The 24,434-nt window shown below is 70.8% G+C and carries 20 protein-coding genes; 13 read left to right on the top strand and 7 right to left on the bottom strand.

Translation table 11 applies throughout. The features are described from left to right. Positions 1–16: 16 nt before the first annotated feature. Positions 17–301, bottom strand: coding sequence for a hypothetical protein (locus ACLZN2_RS23525; protein WP_416980978.1), 285 nt, complete (start codon positions 299–301; stop codon positions 17–19). A 92-nt stretch (positions 302–393) separates the two neighbouring features. Here ACLZN2_RS23525 and ACLZN2_RS23520 point away from each other — a divergent pair, with 92 nt between their 5' ends. From ACLZN2_RS23520 to ACLZN2_RS23510, 3 genes are all read left to right on the top strand, one after another. Beyond that, positions 394–1,059 carry a hypothetical protein gene (locus ACLZN2_RS23520; protein ID WP_416980977.1) on the top strand — a complete coding sequence of 222 codons (666 nt, stop codon included), beginning with the start codon at positions 394–396 and terminating at the stop codon, positions 1,057–1,059. 53 nt (positions 1,060–1,112) lie between these two features. Further along, positions 1,113–1,313, top strand: coding sequence for a hypothetical protein (locus ACLZN2_RS23515; RefSeq protein ID WP_416980976.1), 201 nt, complete (start codon positions 1,113–1,115; stop codon positions 1,311–1,313). Between the two features lie 77 nt (positions 1,314–1,390). Then, the gene (locus ACLZN2_RS23510; protein WP_416980975.1) at positions 1,391–1,888 is read left to right on the top strand and encodes a hypothetical protein; all 498 of its coding nucleotides are present in this window, start codon (positions 1,391–1,393) and stop codon (positions 1,886–1,888) included. 218 nt (positions 1,889–2,106) lie between these two features. Here ACLZN2_RS23510 and ACLZN2_RS23505 read toward each other — a convergent pair whose 3' ends face one another. After that, a complete protein-coding gene (locus tag ACLZN2_RS23505; protein WP_416980974.1) occupies positions 2,107–2,661 on the bottom strand; it encodes a hypothetical protein in 555 nt (184 codons plus the stop codon). Positions 2,662–3,280: 619 nt separating this feature from the next. Here ACLZN2_RS23505 and ACLZN2_RS23500 point away from each other — a divergent pair. The 5 genes from ACLZN2_RS23500 to ACLZN2_RS23480 all read left to right on the top strand — a co-directional run bounded on the left by ACLZN2_RS23500 (position 3,281) and on the right by ACLZN2_RS23480 (position 8,521). After that, complete coding sequence (locus tag ACLZN2_RS23500; RefSeq protein WP_416980973.1) at positions 3,281–3,544, top strand: helix-turn-helix transcriptional regulator; 264 nt, start codon at positions 3,281–3,283, stop codon at positions 3,542–3,544. 219 nt (positions 3,545–3,763) lie between these two features. Continuing rightward, positions 3,764–4,585 (top strand): DUF6083 domain-containing protein, encoded by an 822-nt coding sequence (locus ACLZN2_RS23495; RefSeq protein WP_416980972.1) that lies wholly within the window; start codon positions 3,764–3,766, stop codon positions 4,583–4,585. Further along, entirely contained in the window at positions 4,582–5,064 is a 483-nt protein-coding gene (locus ACLZN2_RS23490; RefSeq protein WP_416980971.1) for a hypothetical protein, read from the top strand. The genes ACLZN2_RS23495 and ACLZN2_RS23490 overlap by 4 nt, the downstream gene beginning before the upstream one ends. A gap of 80 nt (positions 5,065–5,144) precedes the next feature. Next, positions 5,145–6,611, top strand: a complete 1,467-nt coding sequence (locus ACLZN2_RS23485; RefSeq protein WP_416980970.1) for a UvrD-helicase domain-containing protein — start codon at positions 5,145–5,147, stop codon at positions 6,609–6,611. Positions 6,612–7,453: 842 nt separating this feature from the next. Further along, positions 7,454–8,521, top strand: a complete 1,068-nt coding sequence (locus ACLZN2_RS23480) for a hypothetical protein (RefSeq protein ID WP_416980969.1) — start codon at positions 7,454–7,456, stop codon at positions 8,519–8,521. Positions 8,522–8,528: 7 nt separating this feature from the next. Here the strand turns inward: ACLZN2_RS23480 and ACLZN2_RS23475 are convergent, their stop codons facing one another. Both ACLZN2_RS23475 and ACLZN2_RS23470 read right to left on the bottom strand, forming a co-directional pair. Then, positions 8,529–9,146, bottom strand: coding sequence for a hypothetical protein (locus ACLZN2_RS23475; protein ID WP_416980968.1), 618 nt, complete (start codon positions 9,144–9,146; stop codon positions 8,529–8,531). Positions 9,147–9,193: 47 nt separating this feature from the next. After that, positions 9,194–9,517, bottom strand: coding sequence for a hypothetical protein (locus tag ACLZN2_RS23470; protein WP_416980967.1), 324 nt, complete (start codon positions 9,515–9,517; stop codon positions 9,194–9,196). 201 nt (positions 9,518–9,718) lie between these two features. Between ACLZN2_RS23470 and ACLZN2_RS23465 the strand changes: the two genes are divergently transcribed. The 3 genes from ACLZN2_RS23465 (at position 9,719) to ACLZN2_RS23455 (ending at position 14,064) form a co-directional block, all read left to right on the top strand. Beyond that, on the top strand, positions 9,719–10,477 hold the full coding sequence (locus ACLZN2_RS23465) for a TnsA-like heteromeric transposase endonuclease subunit (RefSeq protein WP_416980966.1): 759 nt from the start codon (positions 9,719–9,721) through the stop codon (positions 10,475–10,477). 8 nt (positions 10,478–10,485) lie between these two features. Continuing rightward, positions 10,486–12,942: a hypothetical protein gene (locus ACLZN2_RS23460; RefSeq protein ID WP_416980965.1), complete on the top strand. Its 2,457-nt coding sequence runs from the start codon at positions 10,486–10,488 to the stop codon at positions 12,940–12,942. Between the two features lie 78 nt (positions 12,943–13,020). Beyond that, the gene (locus ACLZN2_RS23455) at positions 13,021–14,064 is read left to right on the top strand and encodes an AAA family ATPase (RefSeq protein ID WP_416980964.1); all 1,044 of its coding nucleotides are present in this window, start codon (positions 13,021–13,023) and stop codon (positions 14,062–14,064) included. 117 nt (positions 14,065–14,181) lie between these two features. Here ACLZN2_RS23455 and ACLZN2_RS23450 read toward each other — a convergent pair whose 3' ends face one another. Next, positions 14,182–16,524 (bottom strand): Helicase associated domain protein, encoded by a 2,343-nt coding sequence (locus ACLZN2_RS23450; RefSeq protein WP_416980963.1) that lies wholly within the window; start codon positions 16,522–16,524, stop codon positions 14,182–14,184. A gap of 337 nt (positions 16,525–16,861) precedes the next feature. Here ACLZN2_RS23450 and ACLZN2_RS23445 point away from each other — a divergent pair, with 337 nt between their 5' ends. Both ACLZN2_RS23445 and ACLZN2_RS23440 read left to right on the top strand, forming a co-directional pair. Beyond that, positions 16,862–18,016, top strand: a complete 1,155-nt coding sequence (locus tag ACLZN2_RS23445; protein ID WP_416980962.1) for a hypothetical protein — start codon at positions 16,862–16,864, stop codon at positions 18,014–18,016. A 301-nt stretch (positions 18,017–18,317) separates the two neighbouring features. After that, positions 18,318–18,512: a hypothetical protein gene (locus ACLZN2_RS23440; protein ID WP_416980961.1), complete on the top strand. Its 195-nt coding sequence runs from the start codon at positions 18,318–18,320 to the stop codon at positions 18,510–18,512. An 11-nt stretch (positions 18,513–18,523) separates the two neighbouring features. On the opposite strand, the gene ACLZN2_RS23435 is transcribed toward ACLZN2_RS23440, so the two are convergent. Then, entirely contained in the window at positions 18,524–19,510 is a 987-nt protein-coding gene (locus tag ACLZN2_RS23435; protein WP_416980960.1) for a hypothetical protein, read from the bottom strand. 605 nt (positions 19,511–20,115) lie between these two features. Further along, on the bottom strand, positions 20,116–24,381 hold the full coding sequence (locus ACLZN2_RS23430; RefSeq protein WP_416980959.1) for a hypothetical protein: 4,266 nt from the start codon (positions 24,379–24,381) through the stop codon (positions 20,116–20,118). Between the last annotated feature and the right edge of the window lie 53 nt (positions 24,382–24,434).

Here is a 24,434-nt window from a genome sequence, read left to right as displayed (position 1 = left end):
GATCGCGTGGTGGGGGTCAGGGCACCAGCGGGTTGTCCCGGGTGAGCTCGATGGTGTGCATCCGGCGGCGCAGCTGCGCGGGCAGGGACGGCAGGTCGTTGTCGACGATGACGACCTGGTGCGGGCGTGTGTGCGGCGTGCCGCTGCGGGCGCCGGTGACGTGGTCGAGGAAGTGCGCGTACAGCCGTGCGATCAGTCGAAATGTTGCCGGGCTCTGGAATGTACATTCGGGATATTCGGGGACGTCCGGGAGGGGTGGCGTGCTGTAGACCGTTCGGGCGACGCCAGGTGCTAGCGTCACATGTCCATCTGCACCCGCCCGCACGCCCGTTCCCTCTCCTGAGGCCGGCCCGCGTGCATGACCGAGGAGACGCGGTGGCTTCCATCCGACGCATGCCCGAGCGCACGATCGCCTTCTTCGAGATCGTCGCGGGCGCTTCCGGGGAACAGGTGCGGGTGCCTCCCATGGAGTGGGACAGGGCTCTGAGTGATCTGGCCACAGCCACCCTGCAGGAGCGGATGGTCGACAAGGAGGTGACCTTGGTCGGCTCGGTGGCCACTGTGCGCGAACAGGATCATCTGCTGTTGCACCGGGTCAAGGACGCCACGGAGTGGCTGAGCATGATGGATTGGAGCACCGGCCAGTGGCGCGAGCTTGAGCAGAACGCCAGCCGCGGCTTTGTGGACACTTCTGCGATCTGTTTCCTGCCGTTCGGGAATGTGGTGGGCATCATGCAGGGTTCCGTTTCGGCCCCCACGCATAAAGGACTGGAGACCTGGCTCAACGAGCTGCACCTGTTTCCCGACACACGGCTGGCGATCCGTCCGGTGCTGTCGAAGGCCGAGGTCGAACGGTTGGGGACTGCGCACGGGGCGTCTCGTATCGAGATCAAGATCGGAAACCACAAGGCATCGGCGCTGCGTAACCGCACCGGCCGACTGGCGAGCTTCCTGCGGCTGGCGCACGAGGCCTACGGCGACATCAACGTCACGATGATCATCAGTGTGCCGCGGGGCAAGGGCGGGACGAGGACCGTCAGGCGCTGCTGGACGATCTGAGGGACATCGCGCCGGTGGCCCCCGGGGCCGCTGACCGTGCTCGGGCCAAGCTGGTGTTCGCGGAGGCGGACGGTGTAGAGCGCAGCCGCCTCGTGGAGTTGACGGAGCATCACATCACGGCGAAGCGGCGGGTCTCAGCGGTCGACGACGAGGGGAACTCCATCCGGATCTTGTCAGCGGTGGATGCGATCCTTGACGTAGCGGCCGAGCACGAGGGCGAGCTGCGGGCGGCTGTGGGGGCTGACCTGCGCTGACATGTGATAGGGGGCGGTGCGTGAGCGTACGGGAGTCTCTCGTCGACCGATGGTCAGAGGCCGTGTGGTGGGACTACGTGATCGCCCTTCTGCTGGTGTCAGGGCACGTCGCAACTGTGCAGATTTCAGGGAGAGGCGACTGGCTGTCCTGGATCGAGTCCGAACAGCGTGTCTCTCTGTACGGGACCGCCGCCGGCGTCGTCTCCGCGATCGGAGGGCTGAGCTCGATCGCGATCTCCATCTACCTCTCCAGCAACGGGGAACGAATCCGCGCCGCGCGGCGCCACTACCAAAACGAACTGCGACGCAACTGGAAGGCGCTGCTCGTCGCCACCGCCGTGATCTGTGTGGGCTGCCTCGCCGCTCAGGGGCTGGACAACAAGACCGATGCGCATTCGGCACGCTATCTCTTCGAGGCAGTCATGTCGTTCGCGCTGATCCGCTTCCTGCGCATGCTGTGGCTGCTTGACAACATGATGAAGATCAACGACCGCGACCAGAGCGACCCTCCGCCTCAGCCGGCGCCCCGATTCGACCCCGGCTGGCGCCAGCGTCGCAGCAACCGCACGGCGTAGACCGATGCGATGTCGTGGATCGCCCGGCCCTCGGCACGCGGACATGTTGTCCGATCTGGCAGGTGACCTGGCCCGAACAGACGGGCAGGATGCGGCATGGCGGAGCGAACGAGCAATCGGTCCACGAGGGTCCGGTTCAGCCGCCTCCAGAAAGCGGGGCGGCACGTACCTCACCAAGCCTTTCTCCACCCATCTCTGCTCCGCCCTCGGCTTCCCCTTCACTGCGGAGCCCTCATGACCCAGCCAAGATCTTCCGTATCAGCGGTGATGCGCCACGAGTTCAGCAGCCCCAACGCAGCCAACTGCTCTAGCACGTGAGGCAGTTCTGCGGGTTGGATACCGCACTCGCGCGCTGTCCGGTCAGCTTCATTCAGTCCCTGGCCGGTCTCGGGGTGGCTGTGTGACGTGAGGTAGACACTCACCACTTGCAGGAGCGGACCGAGCACCCCGGCCCGGCTCGGACAACCGGCGCGCAGCGCCCAGTCCGCCGCATTGCAGCGGTCGGGGCGGGTGGGTGCCTGGCCGAGAAGCGCGGCGTCCAGCAGTACGGCGGCCACCTCGCCGGTCTCGCGATCGGGGAGGTGGCACAGCCATCGCGCCTGTTCCAGTTCCTGCCAGGGGCTCGGGTTGCCGCCTAGCCGAAGGCTGCGCAGCAGGCCCAGGGGGAGGCTCACCCGCATGCTGGCGTTCATACGCAAAGCGCACTGAAGGGCGATCAGTCGGGTGGCGGGCGAGGCTCCAGCCGGGAGCGCGGCAGCCAGATAGCTGAACATTTCCCGGACCCTGGTCCGCCCGTCCGGTTCATTGCGCCGACGCTGTCGGCGGGATGCGGCCGGTGTCAGCCGCGGGATGAGCAGGGCGGTGTCGGGGACCACTGCGGCGTTGGCTGTTGCCGCGGCGCAGGCGGTGCAGGCGTCGGCGAGCCGCCACACCCGGCCCCCGCGCTCGCAGGCGAGAAGCAGCCGGACGGGGCCGGAGCAGCCGCGGTGGCGGCGGCGGTGCCAGCGGCAGCCTCGTTCGTGGCACTGACAGGTCCTCAGGTGGGGCGCGAGTACTTCGTTGCGGGCGTGCCGGGCGAGATGAGTAAGGGCGGCCGCGCGAGCGGATGGTGCTGCGACTGGGCCGCCGCCGAGGCACTGCCGGCAGACGAAGGTGAGCCCGCCTGTGTGTGAACGCAGTTCCACGGTCCAGGCCCGTGATGTCGCGGGGCATAGCGCGCGCAGCCTCATGGGCGGGTGCCCTCCTCTCGATGCCTGACCGCTGTCCGCCGGGGAACGGGCGGCGGCGGACACCGTAGTGCAGACCTCTGCCCTTCAGCCGCCGCCACCACCTGGGCAAATAGGGCAGAGGTCTGCACTGACAGGGCAGGGGTCTGCACCGTCGGATGGACAGGTGACGATCTTGCCGCCCGATCCGGACCTCAACGCGCTGCGGCTGGAGCTCGCGCGTCTGCGGGCCGTGCGCGGGTGGACGTACGACGAGCTCGCCGCCCACAGCGGCCTGGCCAGGCGCACGGTCATCGAGATCGAGCAGGGCCGCACCATCGGCACCCTGAAGACCTGGCACGCCCTCGCGCACGCCCTGGGAACCCCGTTCGAGCAGCTCTTCGCCATGCTGTGCCACGACCACGATCAGCCCGGCCCCGCCGACAGCTGACAGTCACCGGCAAGGCCGTCGCAGATCACCTGAAACGGCGACGCCGCACCGAACGCCCGAACCCCTCTTCGCACACCAGTTGCCTCACGGAGGGCTGACCGGGCGACACGGCGGCGCCAATTCCACATGTGCGGCGTGTTGGCTGGCAGGTTCGCCCTCATGCGCTCCCCTTCTTCGACTTCCGGGCGGAACTGGGACGGCAGTCCCGTTGCCGTCCCCATGCGTCGTGCCCTGCGGGTGAATCCTGGCGGTAGCAGCCGGCTGATGCGCTGCGGCCAGCACAGCCGTTGCCGTGAGTGCGGCAACCGGATCGAGTGGTACCACCGCAGCGGCCCGCAGATGGTCCGTCTGCATCCGCGCGAACTCCCCGCCGCCCGGGTACCGGCCGACTGCCGCTGGCACGTCAGCTCCGGCATCGCCCATCCAGCCGGGGACGGCAGCAGCTGGTGCCGCATCCCGCACGCCCTGCTGTGCCCCGCACGGGACGCCCCCGCGGCAGCCGAGCTGGAGGCGCTGCGCAGAGCGCTCGCGGTGAACACCCGGCGCCTGATCGACGCCGGGACCTTCACCCCACCCGCCACCCCGCCGGACGGGGCAGCGGCACAGAGAGCTGTGTGCCGCCCGGCCCGGCCTGTTGTGCAGTTGCTGTACGTCCGCTACCTGGCCGACGGCCCGGTGGAGGAGATCCAGTGCGTGGCCCTGACCCGGCGCCGCGTCCGCTGTACCCGCCCGGTCCTCGCTCCCCACACCCCGGCCGGCACCTGGACCCTGATGCCCGCCACCTCTGCCACCGGCCAACTGGCGCTGCCCGCTGATGTGATGGCCGTCTACGACCTCAGCGGCCTTTCCTACGCCGAGCAGCTGCGCTGGCGTGCCCAGCGCTGCCTTGAGCACGCAGCCACTCCAACGGCACCCGACCTGACGGTGCCGGACTGGGAGTCCTTCGACCCTCTCCTGCACCGTGAGCACATCCACACCCGGCTGCCCACCCGCAGGCGCCCCGGGGCCTCGGGCCGCACGCGGAAGGCGGTCCGGCCGTGACGCGACACCATGCCGTCGAGATCCTCCTGACCCGGCCCCTCTCCCCCGGTGAACTCAAGCGCGCCCGGCGGGCCGTATCGCTGGCCATGAACGCCGACCGCACCCGGCTGATGGCCGTGCAGGACGCCCGCAGCCCGGGCCACGCCCTGCACAGACTGCGGCGCCGCCTGGGTTCACGGCTGCCCATCGATGTCCTGAGCACGCACTACCCGGACCGCAAAGGGCAGGTACGGCTCAATATCGCGTTCAGCCGGAGCGATGAGGCAGCCATCCGCCAGGCTGCGGCCTGCCGGGGCCAGCGGCCCGCGCAATTCCTCAGCCGACGCGTGACTGCGGCCCTCGCCGAGCGGGAACAGCAGCGCCTTCGCGCACTGGAGGACCGGCTACAGGTCCTGCTGGCCGACCACTCCCTCGAAGAAGTGCTGACCTGCGCAGTCCATGCCCTCAGCCGACGCAGCCACTCGCCGGCGGCACCGTAACGCCCTCTCTTCCGTGAGTGCCCCCTGGGCCGTAGGCCGCCTGGGCTCTCTTCGTCTCCATGCTCGCTGCGGAGTCTTCATTGCCTACGCCCACCGACGAACAGGTCCATGCCGCCGACGTTTTCCGTGCCGGCCACCACCTCGCTCTGCAGGCCGGCGCCGGCACGGGCAAGACCACCACGCTCGCCCTGCTCGCCGCCAGCACCCAGTGCCGCGGTCGCTATCTCGCCTTCAACAAGAGCATCGCCCAAGACGCGGCAACCCGCTTCCCCCGCACCGTGCAGTGCAAGACGGCCCACGCCACCGCCTACGCGGCCCTCGGCCACCGCTACACCGGCCGTCTCAACAGCCCCCGCCAGCCCGCCTGGAAGACCGGCCAGGCGCTCGGCATCACCCGGCCCGTCCGCATCGGCGAGCACGAGATCAGTACCAGATCGCTGTCCTACGCCGTGCTGCGCACCGTGACCCGCTTCTGCTACTCGGCCGACCGAGCCGTGGGCCGCCATCACGTCCCCGCACTGCGCCGCCTGGGAACCCCCGGCGAACACGCCCAACTCGCCGAGGCGGTCCTGCCGTTCGCCCGCCGCGCCTGGGCCGACCTGCACAACCCCGACCAGGGAGTGGTCCGCTTCGAGCACGACCACTACCTGAAGATGTGGGCCCTGACCGAGCCGAAGATCAACGCGGACTTCCTCCTGCTCGACGAGGCCCAGGACACCAACCCCGTCCTGGAACAGGTCTTCTCCGCCCAGCGCGACCATGCGCAGCTGGTCATGGTCGGTGACTCCGCCCAGGCCATCTACGGCTGGCGCGGCGCCCGCGACGTGATGACCGGCTTCGACGCCACGCAACTGGCCCTCACACAGTCCTTTCGCTTCGGCCCGCTCATCGCCGAGCAGGCAAACCGGTGGCTGGAGCTCGCCGAGGCCCCCATCCGGCTGACTGGCAGCACGGCCATCGCCGCGGAAGTCGGCGATCTGGCCCGGCCGGACGCGGTACTGTGCCGCACGAACATCGGTGCCATGACCGAGGTCATGCGCCTGCTCGCCGAGGGCCGGCGCGTCGCCCTGACCCGCGGCGCACAGGCTCTGGCCGCGCTGGCGCTCGCCGCCCGCGACCTCCAGGAAGGACGCCCCACCACCCATTCCGAACTCGTTCTCTTCGGTTCCTGGGGCGAGTTGCAGGAGTACGCCGAACACGATCCCGCCGGATGCGACCTGCAGCCCTTCGTCAACCTCGTCGACACACACGGCCCCGACGCCATCCTCACCGCGATCAGTCAGCTCACCGACGAGAAGACCGCCGACGTCACCGTCTCCACCGCCCACTCCGCCAAGGGCCGCGAATGGCCCACCGTGCGGATCGGCGACGACTTCCCCCCGCCCAAGGACACCGACCAGCACGACTCCCAGGGCAGGCCCATCCCCGAACCCGTCAGTGACACCGACGCCCGTCTCGCCTACGTCGCCGTCACCCGCGGCCGCCACCTCGACCTCGGCGGCCTGTCCTGGATCGACACCCACCTCGCCCGCCTGTCCGGCGCCTGAGCCAACTCATGTTCGGCCAGGCCCGGTTGCGGCATCACCTGCTCAGTCGCCGCGTCGCGCCGTTGCCCGCCTCCACAGCCACCAGGTATCCGCGATCGGGGGCTGTGGCAGACGCAAAAACTGTCAAGACGGAACGGCGCTCGTCGTCGAGCACGACCGGGGTGGCCAATCCGGCACGAAGACGCGTGCCAGCATCGCCCGGCTCCGGTCTCACGCCTTCGAGCGCTGCCGTACCAGGGTGACCTCGATGCTGCTGTCGTCGGCGTGATCTTGGAAGACCGAATACACCAGGCCACAGGTACAGTTCTGCTCACCCTGAGCCGACGGCGCCGGCTCCTTCGCAGGCTGGGCGCCAGATGATCACCGACCCGCAGCGGTCACGCACGCCGGCCTGCGTTTCCGACTCACTTTGAATCACACGCCAGTTCCAGTCCTTCCACGGCCAGGCCGTCGTCGCGGAGAACACCGACCCGCCCTCGGACATCCTCGATCGGGTGCAGGTCTACATGTTCAGCCGCGAGGCCCACGGCCAGCGCTTCGGATTCTTCCCGCTCACGTCTTCGTCTTCGCCGACGCAGTGATCGATACAGCGGCTTGCTGCTTCCTCCCTTCAGGTCCGGCCGCCCGGTCGGCGGCTGTTGACCTGAGCGGCCCCTTCGCTCGGGTAAGTGCTGTTATTGTGCCCGGAGTTGAGCGATGGGCCTGTGCGCCTGCTGTGTCACGCTCGCATCCCGGGCTGCTGCAGGCCCTGCGTTCAGCGTCTTTTGCGCCTCGTCGACCTGCGCGGAGGCAACATGACAGCACGTGCGCCTCTTCCTCTCAGCGGCACAGTTCCCGCAGCCGTGGCGGACCGGGTGCTCTTGCAGGTCGGCCACCGACGCGCGGCGCGCTATCGCGGCCGGGTCGATACGTCTTCGAGCGGCCTGGTACTGACCGGGGACGGGGCACTGACCAAGGCCGTCCAGCTGCGGGAGGACGGCTTCGATGCCGCACTGCTGGTCGACGAGGGCTGCTATCGCGTCGCTGCGGCCAGCGAGGAAGCGCCCTTCCCGAGCCTGGACAACGGGCCTGCGCCGCTGTTCGGGGATCCGCTGGAACACCTGATGCTGGCCCACCTCGCGTTCGCCGACCTCGCCCTGACGCCGACCGGATACCTGCACGCCGGGGCCACCGGCGCGCTGCAGGCGGCAGCGGCACGGGTGACGCGTCTGGGCGACCCGCGGGTGGTGTTCGCGGTGCCCGTCGACGCCGGCTGGCTGCATCCGGGACCGGTGGAGTACCTCGCCGAGGTGCTGCACCGGGTCGCGGGGCCGAAGGCGGTCCTGGTGGGCGGCCGGCCGGATGCACGCGGCGGCGCGGCGGGGCTGGCACGGCTGCTGGAACTGGTGCCCGGCGTCGGGGTGCTGCGCACGGGCCTCGGCGCTTTCGGCGGCCTGGCACGGGGTGCGGGCTTCACCGCGTTCGGCGTTGACGGCAGCATGCGGCACACCGTGCCGCCGTCGCCGGCGCAAGCGGGATCGGGGGGCGGCCCGGGCAGCCCGGCCGTCCTGTTCCCGGAACTGATGGACTTCTTCCTCGGCCTCACCCTGGCCAAGCGGTTCGACGACGAGGCACCGGCCTGCTCGTGCGAGGAGTGCCAGGGCGAGCGCCTGGACCGGTTCACCAGCATGGCGCAGCAGATCCCCGCCGCCGGGCACAACACGTCCTCCCTGATGGTGTGGGTGCGGCAGCTGCGCGCGGTCGACGCCGCCGACCGTGCGGCCTGGTGGCGGCAGCAGTGCCGGCAGGCGCTGGACAGCTCGGCGGTGTGGAATGCCCGGATCCAGCAGCTCCCGGGGTTCACCGCCTCCCCGGACCTGTCCGCGTGGGCCGAGCTGCCCGCGCGCCGGGCGGCACAGCACGCCGGCTGACGGGGCTTCAGGGCAGGCGGGCGTGGAGCTGCTCGGTGAAGTGCCAGGCGACGGGGGTATGGCGGCGGGGCCGGTAGGGCTCGGGCCCCAGCCTCCAGGCAAGGCCCTCGGCGGCCGGCTCGAGGATGCCGATGCCCAGGTAGGCGGCTCGCATCAGCAGCTCGTCGCGGGCGTGGGCGGGCGGGTCGACGAGCAGGGCGCGGCGGGCGAACGGCTTGAAGCGGCTGGCGCGGGCCAGTCCTCCTTCCCAGTGGGTGCTGCGGGCGCGGACGATGACGAGGTCCACAGTCAGCGGGCGTACCGCGCGCCGGCAGACATGGTCGCCGGTGAGGGTCACGGCACCCCGAGGCAGGGCGCGGACCCGTTCGCGCAGCCGGGTGGGAAGTGAGTCCAGCCGGACGGGGAGGTCGACGGGGAGGTCGAGGAGGACCGTGAGGTCGGCGATGCCGAGTTCGGCCGCGGCCTGGGCGCGGCGGCGCTCGCATTCGAGGTGATCGCGCCGGTAGAAGACGAGGGTGTTGGGGCTGCCCTCGATGGTCGTCTCGGCCAGCTGCGCGCCCTGGCCGACCAGGGAGGCCGAGGCGTGCTGGACGAAGGCCCCTGCTCGTGCTGTCGGCGCCGCCATACCGGCCCCTTTCGGCTCTGCTTGCGGTGGATGCTGACCGGCACGGGCTAGGCCGCGCCGGGCGGTGCCTGGTGCTCTTGGAGCCGGGCCACGGTGGCGGCCAGTGACTGCCAGGCTTGGGCGCTGCCGCAGCACCGGTAAAAACGCCGCCGCTGCCTGGTGACGGGCGGGACCCGCTGGACCAGGCCGAGCGTGATCAGTGTGTGAACCGGCGGCAGGTAGACGCTCGCCGGCACCTGCCGGGCCATGGCCAGGTCCCCCAGACAGACGCCTCTGTCGCCGGCGGCGGCCAGGGCGGCGATGAGCTCGGCCCGGTAGCGGTTGCCGAAGACTCCTGCCGACAGGCGCCGCAACTCCTCCGCATGCTCCATGATTTGTTTATCGCGAATCGCGAATCACTTGTCAAGAGGGCGAGTTGGCGACCACGGCATGCCGGTTGTCGTCGCCCGGCCGGGTGGAGCTGCCGGGCGGGTCTGATGCTGTCCGGAAGGCGTCGTGCGGCGGGGGCAGCGAGGCGGGCGGTGTGCTATGAGGTCTGACGGACGTGTGGCCGCGTGAGGCAAGGGGCTTTCATGGCACGGGAGTTACGGGTTCTCCATCAGGACCGGTACGGGGTGCGGCGGACCCTGCCGGTAGAGCGGATGGCCGGCGTTCCGCTGGCCGAGCGGGGCGAGGTGTGGAAGCCGTCGCGGCATCCCTCGCAGCGCAGCATCGTCACCTGGTGGTGGACGGCGACCACCAGGCGGCATGTGGGCTGCCGGTCGCTGGAGCGGCTGGCGACGGCGATGCTGCTCGACTTCCACCCGGGTGTGACCGGCTTCAGCGCCTGGTCAGGGCAGCTGATCTGGCGCGAGCGGGGCCGGGAGCGGCAGCTGGTGCCGGACTTCTTCGTACGTACCGCGGCCGGGGGCACGCTGGTGGTGGCGTGCCCGCCCCGGAAGGGGCCGAGTGAGCGGTTCGAGCGGCAGCTGGCGGTGCTGCGTGAGGCGTGCGGGCAGGCGGGCTGGCAGCTCACGGTGCCGCAGTTGCCCGGGGCGGTGGCGCTGATCAATCTGCGGTGGGTCTCGCGGCGGCGCCATTGGCGGTACGGCGATGCGGGTGTGGAGGCCGCGTTGAGCGAGGCCTTCGCCCGGCCGCGGCCGCTGATGGAGGGCGTGGCGCAGTGCGGGGTGCCGCGGATGCTGGCTCTGCCCCGGCTTTATCACATGCTGTGGCACCGGCGGCTGGGCGTGGACTGGGGTGTGCCGCTCGGTCCTGGGTCGCTGGTGGGGCCGCTGGGTGCGGGTGAGCCGGACGCGGTGCGCCGGCCGTTCATGGCGGAGCAGCCATGATGGCGCCCGTGAGCGCGTCCGTGGTGGAGCGGGCGTCGCTGGTGGTGCGGCGTGCGCCGCGCGGGGTGCTGGTGCGCGGTGACCGGGTGCGCTGTCGCGGCAGCGTGTACGTAGTGGCGGGCATGGACGGGGTGACGGTGTATCTGGCCCCCGTCGGCGGTGACCAGACCCCGGTGTCGGTGCCGTTGGCGGTGCTGGCCGCCGCCGTGGACTTCGCGGTCCTGGACGAGGCGGGGCAGCCCGTCGTCCAGGCCGAGCTGCCCGACTTCGCTGCCCTGGAGGGCGTCCCCGGCGCTGCGGCGGAAGCGGCGCAGGCGTGGTGGCGGGCGGTCATCGAGGTCGACACCGGGCTGCCGCCCGACGCGGCTGCGGGGGCGCGGCCGCGGCCGATGTACGACCCGGACACCACCACGTTCATCGAGCGCTACCAGGCCAAGGCGGCGGAGTTGCATGCGGTGCTGGGCTGGTCGGTGTCCTGGCAGACGGTGCAGGCCAAGCGGCTGGCGTACCGCAAGAAGCGCACCGTGGTGGCGCTGGTGGACGGGCGCAGCACCAAGCAGCGGCGGCTGTACGGGCTGACCGATGCGCGGGTGGTGGACCAGCTGCTGATGCTGGTGGACCGGCAGCGGCGGCGCATGGATACACCGAGCGACGCACGCAAACTGTTCAAGCAGTTGCGGCGGACGGTGCGCGCCGCGCACGGGGAGTCGGTCAAGGTGCCGGCCGAGCCGACGCTGTACAAACTGCTGCAGCGGCTGGGCATCGATGCCCGAGACCTGGGCGGCCGGGGCGGTCGCCGTCTGGCGGGCCCGGGTTCGGTGCCGCCGTTTTCGGTGACGTCGGCGACGATGCCGGGTGAGCTGGTGCAGATCGACTCGACCGATCTGGACATCTGGGTGCTGGGCGATGACGGTCAGCCGGCCCGGGTGGAACTGACCTGCGCGGTGTGTGTGGCGACCCGCAGCATCATCGCCGCGGTGGTGCGGCCCAAGCAGTCCGGGCGGCGGGGCAAACGCCGCAAGGGCGGCCAGGGCGGTCTGGTGGGAGCGCCGCGGCGAAAGGGCCGGGCGACGAAGGCGGTGGATGCCTGCGAGCTGCTGGCCCAGGCCCTGGTGCCGGTACCGATGCGGCCCGGGTTCGACGCGGCAGTCCACGCCAGCGCCTCCGACCTGCCGTTCGAGGAACTGGTTGCTGTCGATGCCCGGTTCGCGCAGGCCGCGGCCCGGCCGGTGATCATCCCGGATCTGATCGTCATCGACCACGGCACGGTGTTCGCCGGGCGGACCTTCTTCGACGCATGCGAGTACCTGGGCATCTCGGTGCGGCCGGCGCGCAAACGCACGGGCCAGGACAAGTCGATCGTGGAGCGCACCTTCGGAACCGTGAAATCGAAGTTCAGCCAGCACGTGAACACCTACACCGGCAACGATCCGGTGCGGGTGCGGCGGACCGTGGACGGGGAGCGGCTGTGGACGCTGGCCGAACTCGACGACATGCTCCAGCAGTGGATCGCGCTGGAGTGGCAGAACACGCCGCATCCCGAGCTCGCCGACCCCTACGACGCCTACCTGCCCGAGCTGACGCCGAACCAGATGTACGCCGCCTGCGTGGCCGTCGACGGTTATCTGCCGATCCCGCTGACCCGCGACGACTATCTGCGGCTGCTGCCGACCGCCTGGGTGGGGGTGAGCAAGCAGGGCATCCGGTTCAAGAACCGCACCTACGACAACCTCGAGCGCGATCCGAAGAAGGGGCTCAACCCCTGCCGCGGAGTCCGCTCCGGGCTGCGGGGCAGGAGAAAAGGCCGGTGGGAGCTTCGGTACACGCCCAACGACCTGTCGAGGGTGTGGCTGCGTAACCATGACACCAACGAGTGGGTGGAGGCGACGTGGGTGCACCAGCACCTGGTCGGGCAGCCGTTCACGCAGTTTTTGTGGGACATCGCCGCCTCCCAGCATCTCGAGCGGGGTGGCCGGATCATCGACGAGGAGGCCATCGCGCAGGCGCTCGCCGAACTGCTGGAGCGCGCCGCCGAGGGCCCGGACCGGGCCGCACGGGTACAGCTGCCCGACGGCTACACGCCCGTGCCGCCGCCGGCGCCAGCTGCAGCGTTCGACCCGTATGCGGGGCGCGCCCCGCTGGACCGCTCTCAACTGCTGGGCCTGGACGCGGAGTCGCTTGGGGACCGGCTGGACGCGGAGTCGGAGTGGGACGGGGATTCGCTGGCGCTGGACGACGTCGGCCTGTACGCGGCCGGCCAGGCGCAGGCGGTCATCGACTGGGACAGCGGTCCGGTGGCCCCGGACGCCTCGCTCGCCGCCTGGGAAAACGCCCCGGCCGGTGGGAAGGCTGATGAGGGCGGTGAGGACCGGGCCGCCCGCTACCGGCGGATCATCGCCGACATCCGCCAGACGCACACCACCGACGAGGAGGACGGTGACGACGATGGTGACGGCGTGGCGTGAGCCTCGTGCCAGGCGATCTGGGCACCCCCGGCGGGCCGGGATCGCCGGCTGGGCAAAGAGCGGGAAGGGAACTTCGTGATGGAGGCGGACAAGGCCGGCGAAGAACTGCTGCTGGCCCGCATGAGCGAACCGGAGCCGATGTTCCTGGCCCCGCCGGCCCCTTTGTGGCCCGAGGACTGCTATGCCTGGCGGGCGCTGGCCGCCCGGCTGGCCAAGCCGCCGGACCTGGCCGACTGCGCACCCGAGGGCACGAAGGTCACCGAACACGACCCGCGGCTGCTCTACCACGGGCACATGAACATCGTGGTCACGCCGGCGATCACCGAAGCCTTGAAGGTGGTGGCCACGCAGGTGTCCGCCAACCGGCAGCGTGAGGGCGGCAAGGTCGGGATCATCGTGGAAGGCCCGCGCGGCACCGGCAAAAGCGCCCTGCTGCGGTGGATCGGCGTGCACTGGGAACAGAAGCTTGCCAAGCTGTACGGGCCGGACGAGAACCGCATCCCGGTGATCACGTTGAACGTGCCGCCGACGGCGCGCGGCATCCGCAACTGGGCGGGCGCCTTCGCTCGCTTTCTGGGCCAGGCACGCGAGAGCGGAGATCCCACCGAGTCTGTCATCCGTACGATGCGCAGGGCCCGCACCCTGCTCGTCCTCATCGACGGCATCGAGCGGCTGCGCACCGCGGTGGAGGCGGAACTGGCGTTCCAGTACCTGGACATGATCAGCGAGGAGACTGGTGCCACGTTCATCTACTGCGGGCGCGGCGCACGCTCCATCGTCGACCCGCTCACTCGGGACAACGAGACGCCCCTGGAACCGAACGAGCAGCCGTGGGGCGATCACCCGCTGCTGCGCACCAGCCGGATCGGCTTCAGCGACGAGGAGACCCGCACGTTCGCCGTCATCGTCGACCGGTTCGACAAGAACTTGCGGCTGTACCGGCACACCCGCGGCGACCTGCTGGAGCTGTCGCAGGATCTGCACACCCGCAGCCGCGGCAACATGCGGATGCTGTCGCATCTGATCTGCCAGGCGGCGCAGGAGGCCATCCGCTCCAAGCAGGAGCGCATCACCCCGGAGCTGTTGCACTCGATCCCGCTCGGTGGTGTCGTGCCCTTGTGACCTGCTCCCGCCCCACCGCCGCAGCCCGCCCCCGCCGCTCGAGGGCGGCAGGGAGCGGCGGCGGTGGGGGCGTGCGACGGGCCGTGGTCGCCTGGGCGTGGCTGCGGCTGACTGTGGCTAGCGGGGCGGTTGGGGGCGCTTGCGGCGTCCCAGGCTGGGGTCCCAGACCATGCGCAGCGCTTCCAGGGCGCGGCGCTGCTCTTCGGTGAGCACCTCGGGGTGCTTGCGGCACTGGTGGATCCACTCCCCCAGCGGGAACATCTTTGACTGCATGCCGCCGTTGCCCCACCACCACGGTTCCTGGTGGCGGCGGGGAACGTCGATATGGCCTTCGCGGGCCAGGAACGCGCCGAGGTGCCCCAATCCCTCGTAGAAGCGGTGGCGTTCGGGGTCGTGGTAGCTGTCGTAGTAGACGCCGTCGGGCAGGGGCGGGATGCCCAGCTGGAGCAGCAGGTCCTGCTGGGCTTCGTCCAGGCGGAAGAACTTCAGCCGCTGTTTGTAGATCCAGTTCATGGTGATGCGGTCCTCCCGGCTCGTGTCCTTGGAGGAGCGCGAGGTGGACCGCCAGCCGGCGGTCTGGGCAAGGGCCTTGGCGCGGGCGTACTTGCGCTTCCAGTCCATCCAGGGCACGTTCCAGTGCGGGTCGAGGGCGGCGAGTGCCTGCTGGTGGGCGTCGGGCAGCCGGCCGGCGGCGGCCTTGCGGCGCTGGGTGGCCAGCCAGGTGCCCAGCCGGTGGCCGCCGATGTCGGCCTTGACGGGGACGGCGAGGTGACCGTGCTCGGCCGCCCAGGTACGGGCGTGCTCCAGCATGGAGTCGAAGGTCTGCGCCGGCACGGTCCAGGGCAGGCCGAGCGCGTCCAGGGCCTGTTGGTGTTCGGCCGGCAGGCGGTCCAGGAAGTGGCGCAGCCGCAGGTTGTGCACGCACTCGCCCAGGGCGAAGCCGTCCGGGTCGGTGTAGTCGGCGGGGACGTCCAGATGCCCGAAGCTGGTGCGGTAGCGGGTGGCGGAGGCGAGGGCCTGGTCCCAGGTGCCGATGGCTGGCAGGGTGATCTCCAGGCCGAGGGCGCGGGCCAGTTGAGCGGCGCGCTCGGGATGGGCGTAGAAGACGGCCCGCCGCGCCGAGATGGTGGAGCGCGAGCGGGCGGGCAGTGCGATGCGGTCCATGAACGATCTGTCGTGGGCGCGCAGCGCCTGCAGGAGGGTGAGCAGGTTCGCGAACGCGGAGCTGTGCAGCAGGTCGGCGGTGTCGGTGCCGGGGTGGAGGTAGACCGGGAAGATCAGGGTGGTCTTCTTCCCCGCGCCGGGGGGCTGGCGCAGGCCGCGGCCGACGGCCTGGATGGCGTCGATGGTGCTGTAGCGCGGGTCGGCGAAGACCACGGCGTCGACGTCGGGCATGTCGACGCCCTCGTTCAGCACCCGCACGTTGGACAGCACCGCGCAGTCCCGGTCCGGGTCGGCGAAGTCGTCCAGCAGGTCGCGGCGCCAGTCGCCTGACTGTTGGCCGTGGATCGCCTGCGCCCACAGGTTCTCGATGCGCAGTTCCTCACCGACCTCCAGGGCGGTGGCCGGCAGCCAGGTGGCGAAGGCCTGTGCGAGGGCGACGCGGTTGTGGAAGACCAGGACGCGGCGCAGCCGGTGTTCGGCGATCGCCCGCAGCAGGGCGACCTGGACGGCGGCGTTGCGCAGCCCGTTGTGGTGGGCGCTGGTGGCGGGGCGGCGGGCGGCGAGGATGGCGTGGAGGTCGCTGTCGTCGACGATGGGCATGATGACCTGGTAGTCGGCCAGGATGCCGCGCTCGATGGCCTCGGCCATGCCCAGCTCGAACACGGTCGGGCCGAAGATCTCGCGGTGGTCCATGGTGGCCAGCGGGATGCGTTCCATGAACGGCAGCAGCTCGGGCTGGGCCGGGGCGCCCCAGATCCTGGGCGTGGCGGTCATGTAGAGGCGGGTCTTGGCGGGGATCGCGCTGTCGTCGTGGACGGTGCCCCAGCCGTCTCCGAAGGCGGAGCAGGTGCGGTGGGCCTCGTCGGCGATCACCAGGTCCCAGGGCGGCAGGCCGTGCTGTTCGTGGGCACGCTGGATGTGGTGCAGCGAGCCGTAGGTGGCGAACACGGTGACCGGGCCGCCGACGCGCATCGCGCGGGCGATCGCCCGGGGGTGACGGGTCATCACCGCCTCGCCGGGGGACAGTCCGCTCTCCCGCTGGCGCAGGGAGCAGACGCCAAGCGCGAGCCCGGCCCGGCCGGCTTCGCGCCAGCGTCTGATGGTCTGCGTCACCAGGGCTTTCGTCGGCATCAGCACCAGCACGGCGCCCTGGTGGGCCAGGCGCTGCGCGGCCTGCTGGGCGATCAGGGTCTTGCCGGTGCCGCAGGCGGCCACCACGGTCATGCGCTGTTCGCCGGCGGCCACGGCAGCCTCGATCGCGGCGAGCGCCTCGATCTGATGGTCGCGTAACTCCATGCCCTCTCCTCACCCAGCTGCCAAGGCGCCGCCTCGTGCCGGGCCGGGCCGCTCCTGGGCCGAGCCCTCAGATCGCGCGGGAATGTACCCGGCGGACCCGCCGCTCCGGGCAGGACATCGACAGGTTTCAGCCAAAGACGCGTCCGGTGCGGGACGCGGGGGCCGAACGCACTGCGTGCGGCAGCCGGAGGCCGTAGAGAAGTAGCCGGGCAGACGGGGCTGTTGCTTCGCTGACTTCGCCTGTCTGCTGCCGGCGGCCACGGCCGTCGCGCTCGGTGCAAACCGGCGGTGAAGAGCGGCGCCCGCTGAGGGCAGGTGACGTCGGAGGTGTGTGATTGTGACAGCGGCCCGTATTCCACGTGCCCGCGGGGCCCGGCCGCGCCGGACGAAGGCCTGGCGTCCGGCGAAGCGGCTGGGGCGGTCGGTGATGCCGTTCATCGGTGGAGAGTCGACCGGCTCCTACACGCGCCGCCTGGCGGACCTCAACGGCGGCATCCCGGACGAGGAGTTCTGGCTCATGTTCGGAACCCCGCTGCGCCAGGGCGGGTGCCCGAGCGACCCGCGCTACGGCGACGGGTATCTGAACCCGGCCGCGCTGGAGCGGCTCGCCGTCATGGCCGGCCGCCGGGTCGCCGAGCTGCAGCGCGCGCTGCCGAACCTGCGCAGCCACCGGCTGCTGCCGGTGGACGGGCCGCCGGTGTGGGACTGGCCCTGGGACACGGACGATTGCTTCCTGGTGCGGGTGTGCGAGCTGTGCGCCCGCACCAAGGGCACCAGCCTGGACGCCTACCTGGCCGGTGATGCGACCTGGCAGGTGTGCGCCCGCCACGGCCGCTGGCTGGACAACCGCCGCGAACCCGGGACGGCCGCCCTCCCCCTGACCGCACTGCCCGAGGTCGTCACTGCCCATCGGCTGCGGCTGCAGTTGGAGCGGCGCCTGGGCGCGGGCGGCCGCGCGATGTTCGCGGACGCCTACGCCATCGTCTCGTGCTGGTGGAACGTCTCCGCCCTCAACGCGCCGGTGTGGCAGGCCCGCAGACGCGCACTGGGACGCGGCGGGCGCGACGAGCTGCGCGTCGCGCCGCTGGTGTTCTACCCGGAGGCGGTCCACCTGGCCCAGATGCTGGCCGCGCGGGAACGGCGGCGCCTGCGCCGCACCCTGACCCCGGACGAGGACCACGCCTGGCTGGAGCAAGTCGGACTGCTCCTTGAGGAGTGGGCCATCCCGGCCGAGGGCCTGGACGTGGTCGAGATCTGGGCCGGCCAGCATCCGCTCCTGCCCAAGCCACGGCGAACCCGCCAGACCTCGACTACGGCGGAGCGGCCGACCCGCGGCCGCCACCGGCGTCTGCCCGTGCACGCTCCGCACACCGAACAAACACTGGAGGCAACGCTCGACAAACGCTCCTGCCTGCCCTGGAAACTGGGCCAGATGATCACCACCGAGCTGTTTCCCGCCCCGGGAGGCTGGACTCTGGGCGGCCGCGCGTAAGACCCAGGCCGTGGACAGGCTGCGTGCCCCAGCCCCCCGCCTGTCCACGGATCGCCCCCGGCGACGTTCCTGTCCACATCCTCGGACGGCGCGGCGTCTCGGCGTTGCGTACGTCGGGGCTCAGCCACCCGGCCGCCCCGTCCGGGTCAGCGACGAGGCGCCACGCACACGGGCACGGCCTGCAGGGACGCGCTGTGCGCGAGGATGGGGGAATGCCCGAAGACTCCGCTGCCGCGCACCCGGTCCAGATCCCCGCGCGGATACACGCGGTGGGGCCGGGCTGGCGGCAGCTGCTGGAGGGTTGCCCGAACAGATCCGTACGGTCCTGCCCGGCTACCGTCTCCTCGATCTCAAGGAGAAGCTCGGCGGCCTGCGCGCCTACGCCTCGAACCGAGCCTCGCCCCCGGCGACACGTCGCCGCCGCACTACCAACGCCCCGCCGGGCCCACCGGTCACCGGCATCCGGCCGGCACGCGGCAACCACCCTTCGCAATAGAGCCTTTGTTTTCAATTCTGGCGACTGCCTCGCGGTGCTGCGGGCGGCGGCACCCTGCCCGTGCCGGGCAGGAGGGGGGTGACGTCGAGACCCCGGGCGGGACGCAGGAGTTCCTGAGCGACGACGGGCGGAGCGGCCAGGGTGACGACACTTCCGGCCCAGTCAGCGTTGGTCTTGTAGGCGGCGATCGCGGCGATCTCCCACAACGACAAGGTTTCCACCATGGTGAAACCCTCCTCGTCGGTTCCCCTGGGCGGAAGCCGCACGCTGATCTCGAGGGTCGCCGCGCTGGGTTTGGAGCTGTCTGAAGTCCGAGGCCGCTGGCGCGCGTTCAGATCGTATTGGGCGTAGTCCGGACTGGCGTGGACGCGCCAGTCCTCCCTTTGCCGCCACCACCGCCAGGCTCGCGCCAGCTGCGTGGTGGACTGCTCGCACTGCTGCAGGGCAACAGCGGCTCTCTCCACCATCGTGGTGTCGATGAGGGTCCGCTGTTCCTCACATCGAAGTTCTGTGCAGGCCTCGATGCGTGACAGCGTGGGTTGCGCCCAGCTGAGCAGCCAAGGGTGCGCCCGCAGGCTGTTGGAAACCTCCGACAGGTGAAACTGCAGGTAGCGCCAGTGATCCGGGTTGAAGTTCGATCTCAGGAAGTTCGGTATGTAGTCCGGATCTTCACGGTTTTCAGCCTCTTCGTCCTCTTCCTCGACAGCCTCGCAGAGGTTCACCAGGTCGAAGACGGTGTCCGCGAGACCCGCGTCGGCAGCCACAGGCTCGACACGACAACAACCACACATACGTGCCGCGAAGAACGCGCCGAAGCGGACACGATGGGTCTCCCCGAATCCGGCATCAGCCGAGGCGCGGCAGCCGGGATCGCTGTGCACGAAACTATCGTCGTCCCACGTGACCGCGTCCATCGGGCGTCCGTGGAACCGGTCCATCGGCATACCGTAGCGGCCCATCAAGCCCACCGGGACGAGCTCTCCTGCCTCAGCCTTCACCCGCCTCACGGTAGACCGGCATGCCGTTGCCGGGGCCGGAATGCGACAGCTTCCCGGCCGGGCCGAGCCGATCCGGCCGAGATCGCCGCACCGGCAGACCGTGTCCCCGGCGGGCGCATTCGTGTGCGGTCACCGCGCGTTGGTGCTGCTCTGGCCGCCTTCGCTCGTTTCTGCATCCGCGCCTGGGGGGTCAGGTAGGCCGCTGTCACGGTGACGGGAATGCCGGACGGCCGCTCCACAGGCGTCGAATGTGGCTTGTTTTCTGGGTATCGACGCTCAGGTAACCGAGGGATCTTTTCGGCTCTCCCGTTGGCGGCACAGTCAGCCCGTTGCCGGCGACAGCCACGCGCGGGGCTTCTGAGTGACTTTGGGATGGCGGGAGCTGTCGTGATCGCGGTCAGCGCACGGTCGTCGTGCAGGTCCTTCGCGTCCGTTTCGCACTCCGATGCGGTCCAGGCGGAGGCCCCGGAATCCCAAGTTCCCGGCGAGCGGACCAGCAGATCCGCTGCCGGTCGGCGGCAGTTGCGTCCGGTCCACCTGTTCAGGCGGTTCAATCCCGATCGTGCAGCCAGTGCCGCTTCCGACATCCTGGCAGTCAAGCCGGTTCACGGCGGCGGTGATGCAGGCAGGGTGGGTGTTCTGCGGCGTGACCATGAACTGGGGGTCGGCAGGTTGCCGTTGACGACGATGGCTGCGACCAGGGACGGCGCCTGTGGGTTGGTCAGGCCGTGGAGCGCGGGCTGGAGGGTGAAGAGGTAGTTCTCCGGCACGCCGACGGGTGAGGTCTTGCGGCTCATGTCCAGGATGCACAGGATCGACAGGCGTGTGCCGTCGGCGGCTGCGTACTGGGTGGGCTGGCCCATGTACTTGGGGGCGCGCTCTTGAGTGACCGGGGTGGTGCGCTCGACCTTCAGTTCGGCGGTGATGCCGTCGTGCCGGACGTCGAGGTATCCGAGGGCGAGCGGGCTGCCCCGTTCCAGGCGCCCGCCGAGTTCCGGCTCTGCCTGCAGTTCCTTGTACAGATCATCATGGAACTTGCGTTCGGTCACGTGACTACCGCGTTTGTACTGCTTATTCCAGGTCATGGTGAGTCCGGTGCGGCAGATGGCGGTGAACAGGCGGCAGAAGGCCTGGAGCTGGTCCTCGTCGTAACCGGCGCGGTGGAGGCTTTCGTAGAGGGCGAGCAGGCGTTCGTCGAAGACGGGGAAGCTGGTCAGGAAGTCACGTGAGGCGTCGAAGGGCCGCAAGCGGATCTCGCGGTGCCCAGCGGCGTCGAGACTCTGGGTAAAAGGCTTCCCGTCCTTGGTGCCGCGCCAGCGCAGGTTGACCGAGAACGGCGGGGCAGGTCTGCCGGCGGGCAGGGCGAAGCGGAGGATGAGCGTGCCGGTGGCGCTCAGTGTCACTGGATCCTCGGGGCGTGGCGGGCGCGGCCACAAATAGGTGGGGGTTTCCGCCTCGGCGGGGGTGAAGTGGCCGAGGAGGTCGGCTTCGAGGCTCTGGGCCCAATCGGGCCAGGGGCCGGTGCGGACGTCGAGGCGGAGTTCGTAGACCGTGGAGGGGCGCAGGATCTGCGGGCCGGTGATGAGGCGTCCGTCGACGCTGGCCAGGACGACGGCGGCGACCGGCTGGTCCTCGGCGCCCTGGGCGTCAGTGTCGGTGTCCGCCGTGCCGGAGCGAAGCGGTGTGCGGCGTCGGCCTCGGGCGATCACCAGGGGCAGGGGCAACGCGGCGAAGCGGGTGAGGAGGCCTGCCACTCCGCTGGCACCGGTGAGGGCCTGTGCCTGCCGTAGGGCGGCCAGCAGCGGACCGGCCAGCGGATCGGTGTCCGTGAAGCGCTTGTGAAGGTCGGCGGCGGTGGCGGTGGCGCGTCGGCGGGCTGCGGTGACCAGCGCGGCCATCTGGGCGGTGTCGGCGTCGAGTTCGGCCGCATCGAGCAGGACCAGGAAGGAGGCCACCTCGCACAGTCCGGCGAAGGACCGCACGTAGGCGGCGGTCGCCGTCGCTTCCTGGGCCTGGTTCCTGAGGGTGTCTGCGGCGGCACGGAGTTGGGCTGCGCGGGCCCGCAGTGCGTCGGCCGGGTCGCCGCCTACGTCGCCGGGTCGCCGGTCCGTGTCGTGCTGGCTGGTGCCGTCTGCCGGTGCCGGTTCGTGGCCGGTGAGAAGGCTGCGGAGCGTGACCCGGAGATGGGCCTGCTCGGTCAGAGCGTGGGCGTCGCTGTCTGCGTCGAGGGGGTGGGCGGCGTGGGTCAGCGCGCGGGCGGCCTCCCGCGTGTCTCCCCCGGCCGCGGCGGCGGCGTCGAACGCGGCCGCGGCGGAGATCAGCGCGGCCAGCGCCCGGTGGACGGTGAAGGCGGGCTCGTCCGGTGTCGCCTCGAGGACGGCGTTCATGAGGGCGGCGGCATCTGCCGGGCGGGCTGCCCGCCAGGCGACTTCGGCATATTCGGCCGCACCGAACACCCCGTGCGGCCCGAGTTCGAGGGCGGCCTCCCGCAGATCCTGCACCGGCAGGCCTGCCAGGCCCGGGCCGCACTCCAGCAGCGCGCACAGTTCCTCGTTGTCGTGGGCGTTGAACCGGTCGTTGATGTGCGGGTCGTGTACCTGGCGCAGGCGCAGCTTCGCCATGGCCGAGGTGGCCGTGGTCTGCGGCAGCCAGTCGCGGCTCAGGGCATCGCGCAGGTGGTAGCGGTCGAGGTCGGCGGCGCGCTTGAGGATCTGCTGTTCGGTGAGGGCCCGGAGGGCTTCGTCGCCGCGGGAGAGACGGGAAGCGGCCGCCATGGCCTTCGTGACGGTGTTCGGGAACCGGTCGCTGTCGACCTGCGCGCAGACCAGCAGGGCGTAGCGCAGCAGAAGATGCGTGTCCTGGGTGCTCCACTCCAGGCGGAGGGCGGTGTCGAGCACGCCGTCGATGACACCGATGTAGGGGTCGTTGAGCAGGGCCGGCAGGAGGTCGGAGACGCTGCAGGGCAGCCGGTGGGCGCCGCCGATGTGGGCCCAGGCGCTCAGCGCGGCCGACCGGGAGGCGATATCGGCGTCGACGAGGTAGGTGTGCAGCAGCGGGAGAATCATCCGGAGCAGGCCGGGATGGTCGCCGTGACGCCGTCCGAGCGTTCCCAGCAGGGGCAGCAGACGCGGCACGATGACCTGTCTGCGCCGGCTGTCGCGTTCGTCGGTGATGGTGTCGATGACCGCGGCGCACACGGCTACCGCGTCGAGGGCGGCGAGGTGTTCCAACGCGTCCAGGAGCCTGACAATGCCGGACGCGAAGGACTGCAGGTGGGCCTCCCGTTCGAGGAACCGCAGCTGTGGCGGGAGTGTTTCGGGGGTGGCCAGGAGCGGGGCGGGTACGCTGTCCGCCGACTCCAGCATGTCGATGGCGGTCAGGACCGTGCCCAGGAGGGCAGGCAGGTGCGGGCCGGCCCAAGCGGGGTGGGCTCGGGTCAGTTGCTCGGCCAGGGTCGCGGCCTGGACGCGTACGTCGTCGCCCCAGTCTCCCCCGACGCGGGCCAGGCACGTGGAGAGCAGTTCCTCGAAGACGGCCTGCTGCCGGCCCTCTCCGGGCTGGGGATCGCTCGAGGTACGAAACCGGTCCTCGGGGTCGATGAGGCGGCCGGCCTGTTCCAGGACCCCGAACAGGCGCTGGCGCAGGTTGTCTCCGGCTGTGCTGCCGGTCCGCTCGAGCTGGGCGGGCACATCCCCCACCTCCAGGACGAGCAGGGCGGCAAGGGCTTGCTGGAGGGTGCCCACCGGCGCGGGGTCGTTGTGGTGGTCACCGTCGACGCCCAGATTCAGCAGCATCGCTGGCACGAGCGCGCCCGCCACGTCCGGGTGCGTGAACGCCAGGGCCCGTACGGCGGCTGCGGCTGCGCGCCGGTCGGTCTCGGCCTCTCGTCGTGTCCGGGGTACAGGCCGCACTCCGGCAGGCACCGCCAGCGACGCGGACGGCCGGGGGGCGGGCAGCATGCCGGTCAGTGCCGCGGCGACGGCGCGGGGGGACGCTCCCGCTGCCACCCGAAGACCGCTGGCGTCCCCGGTTCCGCCTTCATAGGACCCCAGACGTCGGCTTCGCGGCTCAGCGAGATACACCAAGGACCGCACCGCCGCCTCATCGAGCCGGCCGTCGTCGTCAGGAGTCAGCAGGTCAGCCACGCAGCGGCCGGCCTCCTCGACCGGGCCGCGCCGCAAGGTGTTCAGGGCCGCCATCAGGACATCCGCCGCGAACTCGCCGCGGGAGCGGGCCACGTGCCGCAGCGGCGTCAACAACGGTGAGACGCGCACGTCGGCCACCAGCCCCAGGGCCAGCTCGATCACCTCGGTGGTGAAGGTCTCCGGCGCCCGCTCCGCCAGCGCGGTCAGCCGACGCAGCGCGCCGTCACAGGCCGCCTTGTCCCGTTCCGTACCGGGCTCCTGGTCCAGGACACCGATATCGTCCAGCGCACCGGCCATCGCTGTGTCCGATGACGCCTGCGCACCCCGGCGGTGCTCGGCGCGCTGCTCCCACGCGTGGTGCCGTCGTACGGTTGCGGCTCGCTCGGCTTCCTCTGCTCTGGCCGCGGCTTCCCTGCGTTCGTCCATGACCGTGGCGAGGTTCGGCACATCGCCCGTGGGACGGCGGTGAACGCACCCCACGCAGTGCTGTTCGTAGAACTCGCCGGCAATCCAGTCCAGGTTCCCGCTGGCACCGCCGTGCGCCACGAGGCAGCCCACCTGCCGCGTGTTGATCGGCAGGCCGGTGGCCGCCTCGGCCATTCCCTGGCCACCGCACTCGGTGAACGTCATGTTCAGACAGTGGCGGCGGGCCATCTCCACGGTGACGGCGTTCCTGCGGCCGGTCCTGACCGCATCCTCGAAGATTCGCTCTGTCTGGCTGTCCACCCCATCACTGTCTCAGGCACCACTGACAACGCCGACCGCCTTCCATTCCGCCC

This window comes from Streptomyces sp. T028 (genome assembly GCF_048159505.1).
In the GTDB taxonomy this organism is placed as follows: domain Bacteria; phylum Actinomycetota; class Actinomycetes; order Streptomycetales; family Streptomycetaceae; genus Streptomyces.
This window is presented reverse-complemented; position numbering and strand designations above follow the sequence as displayed.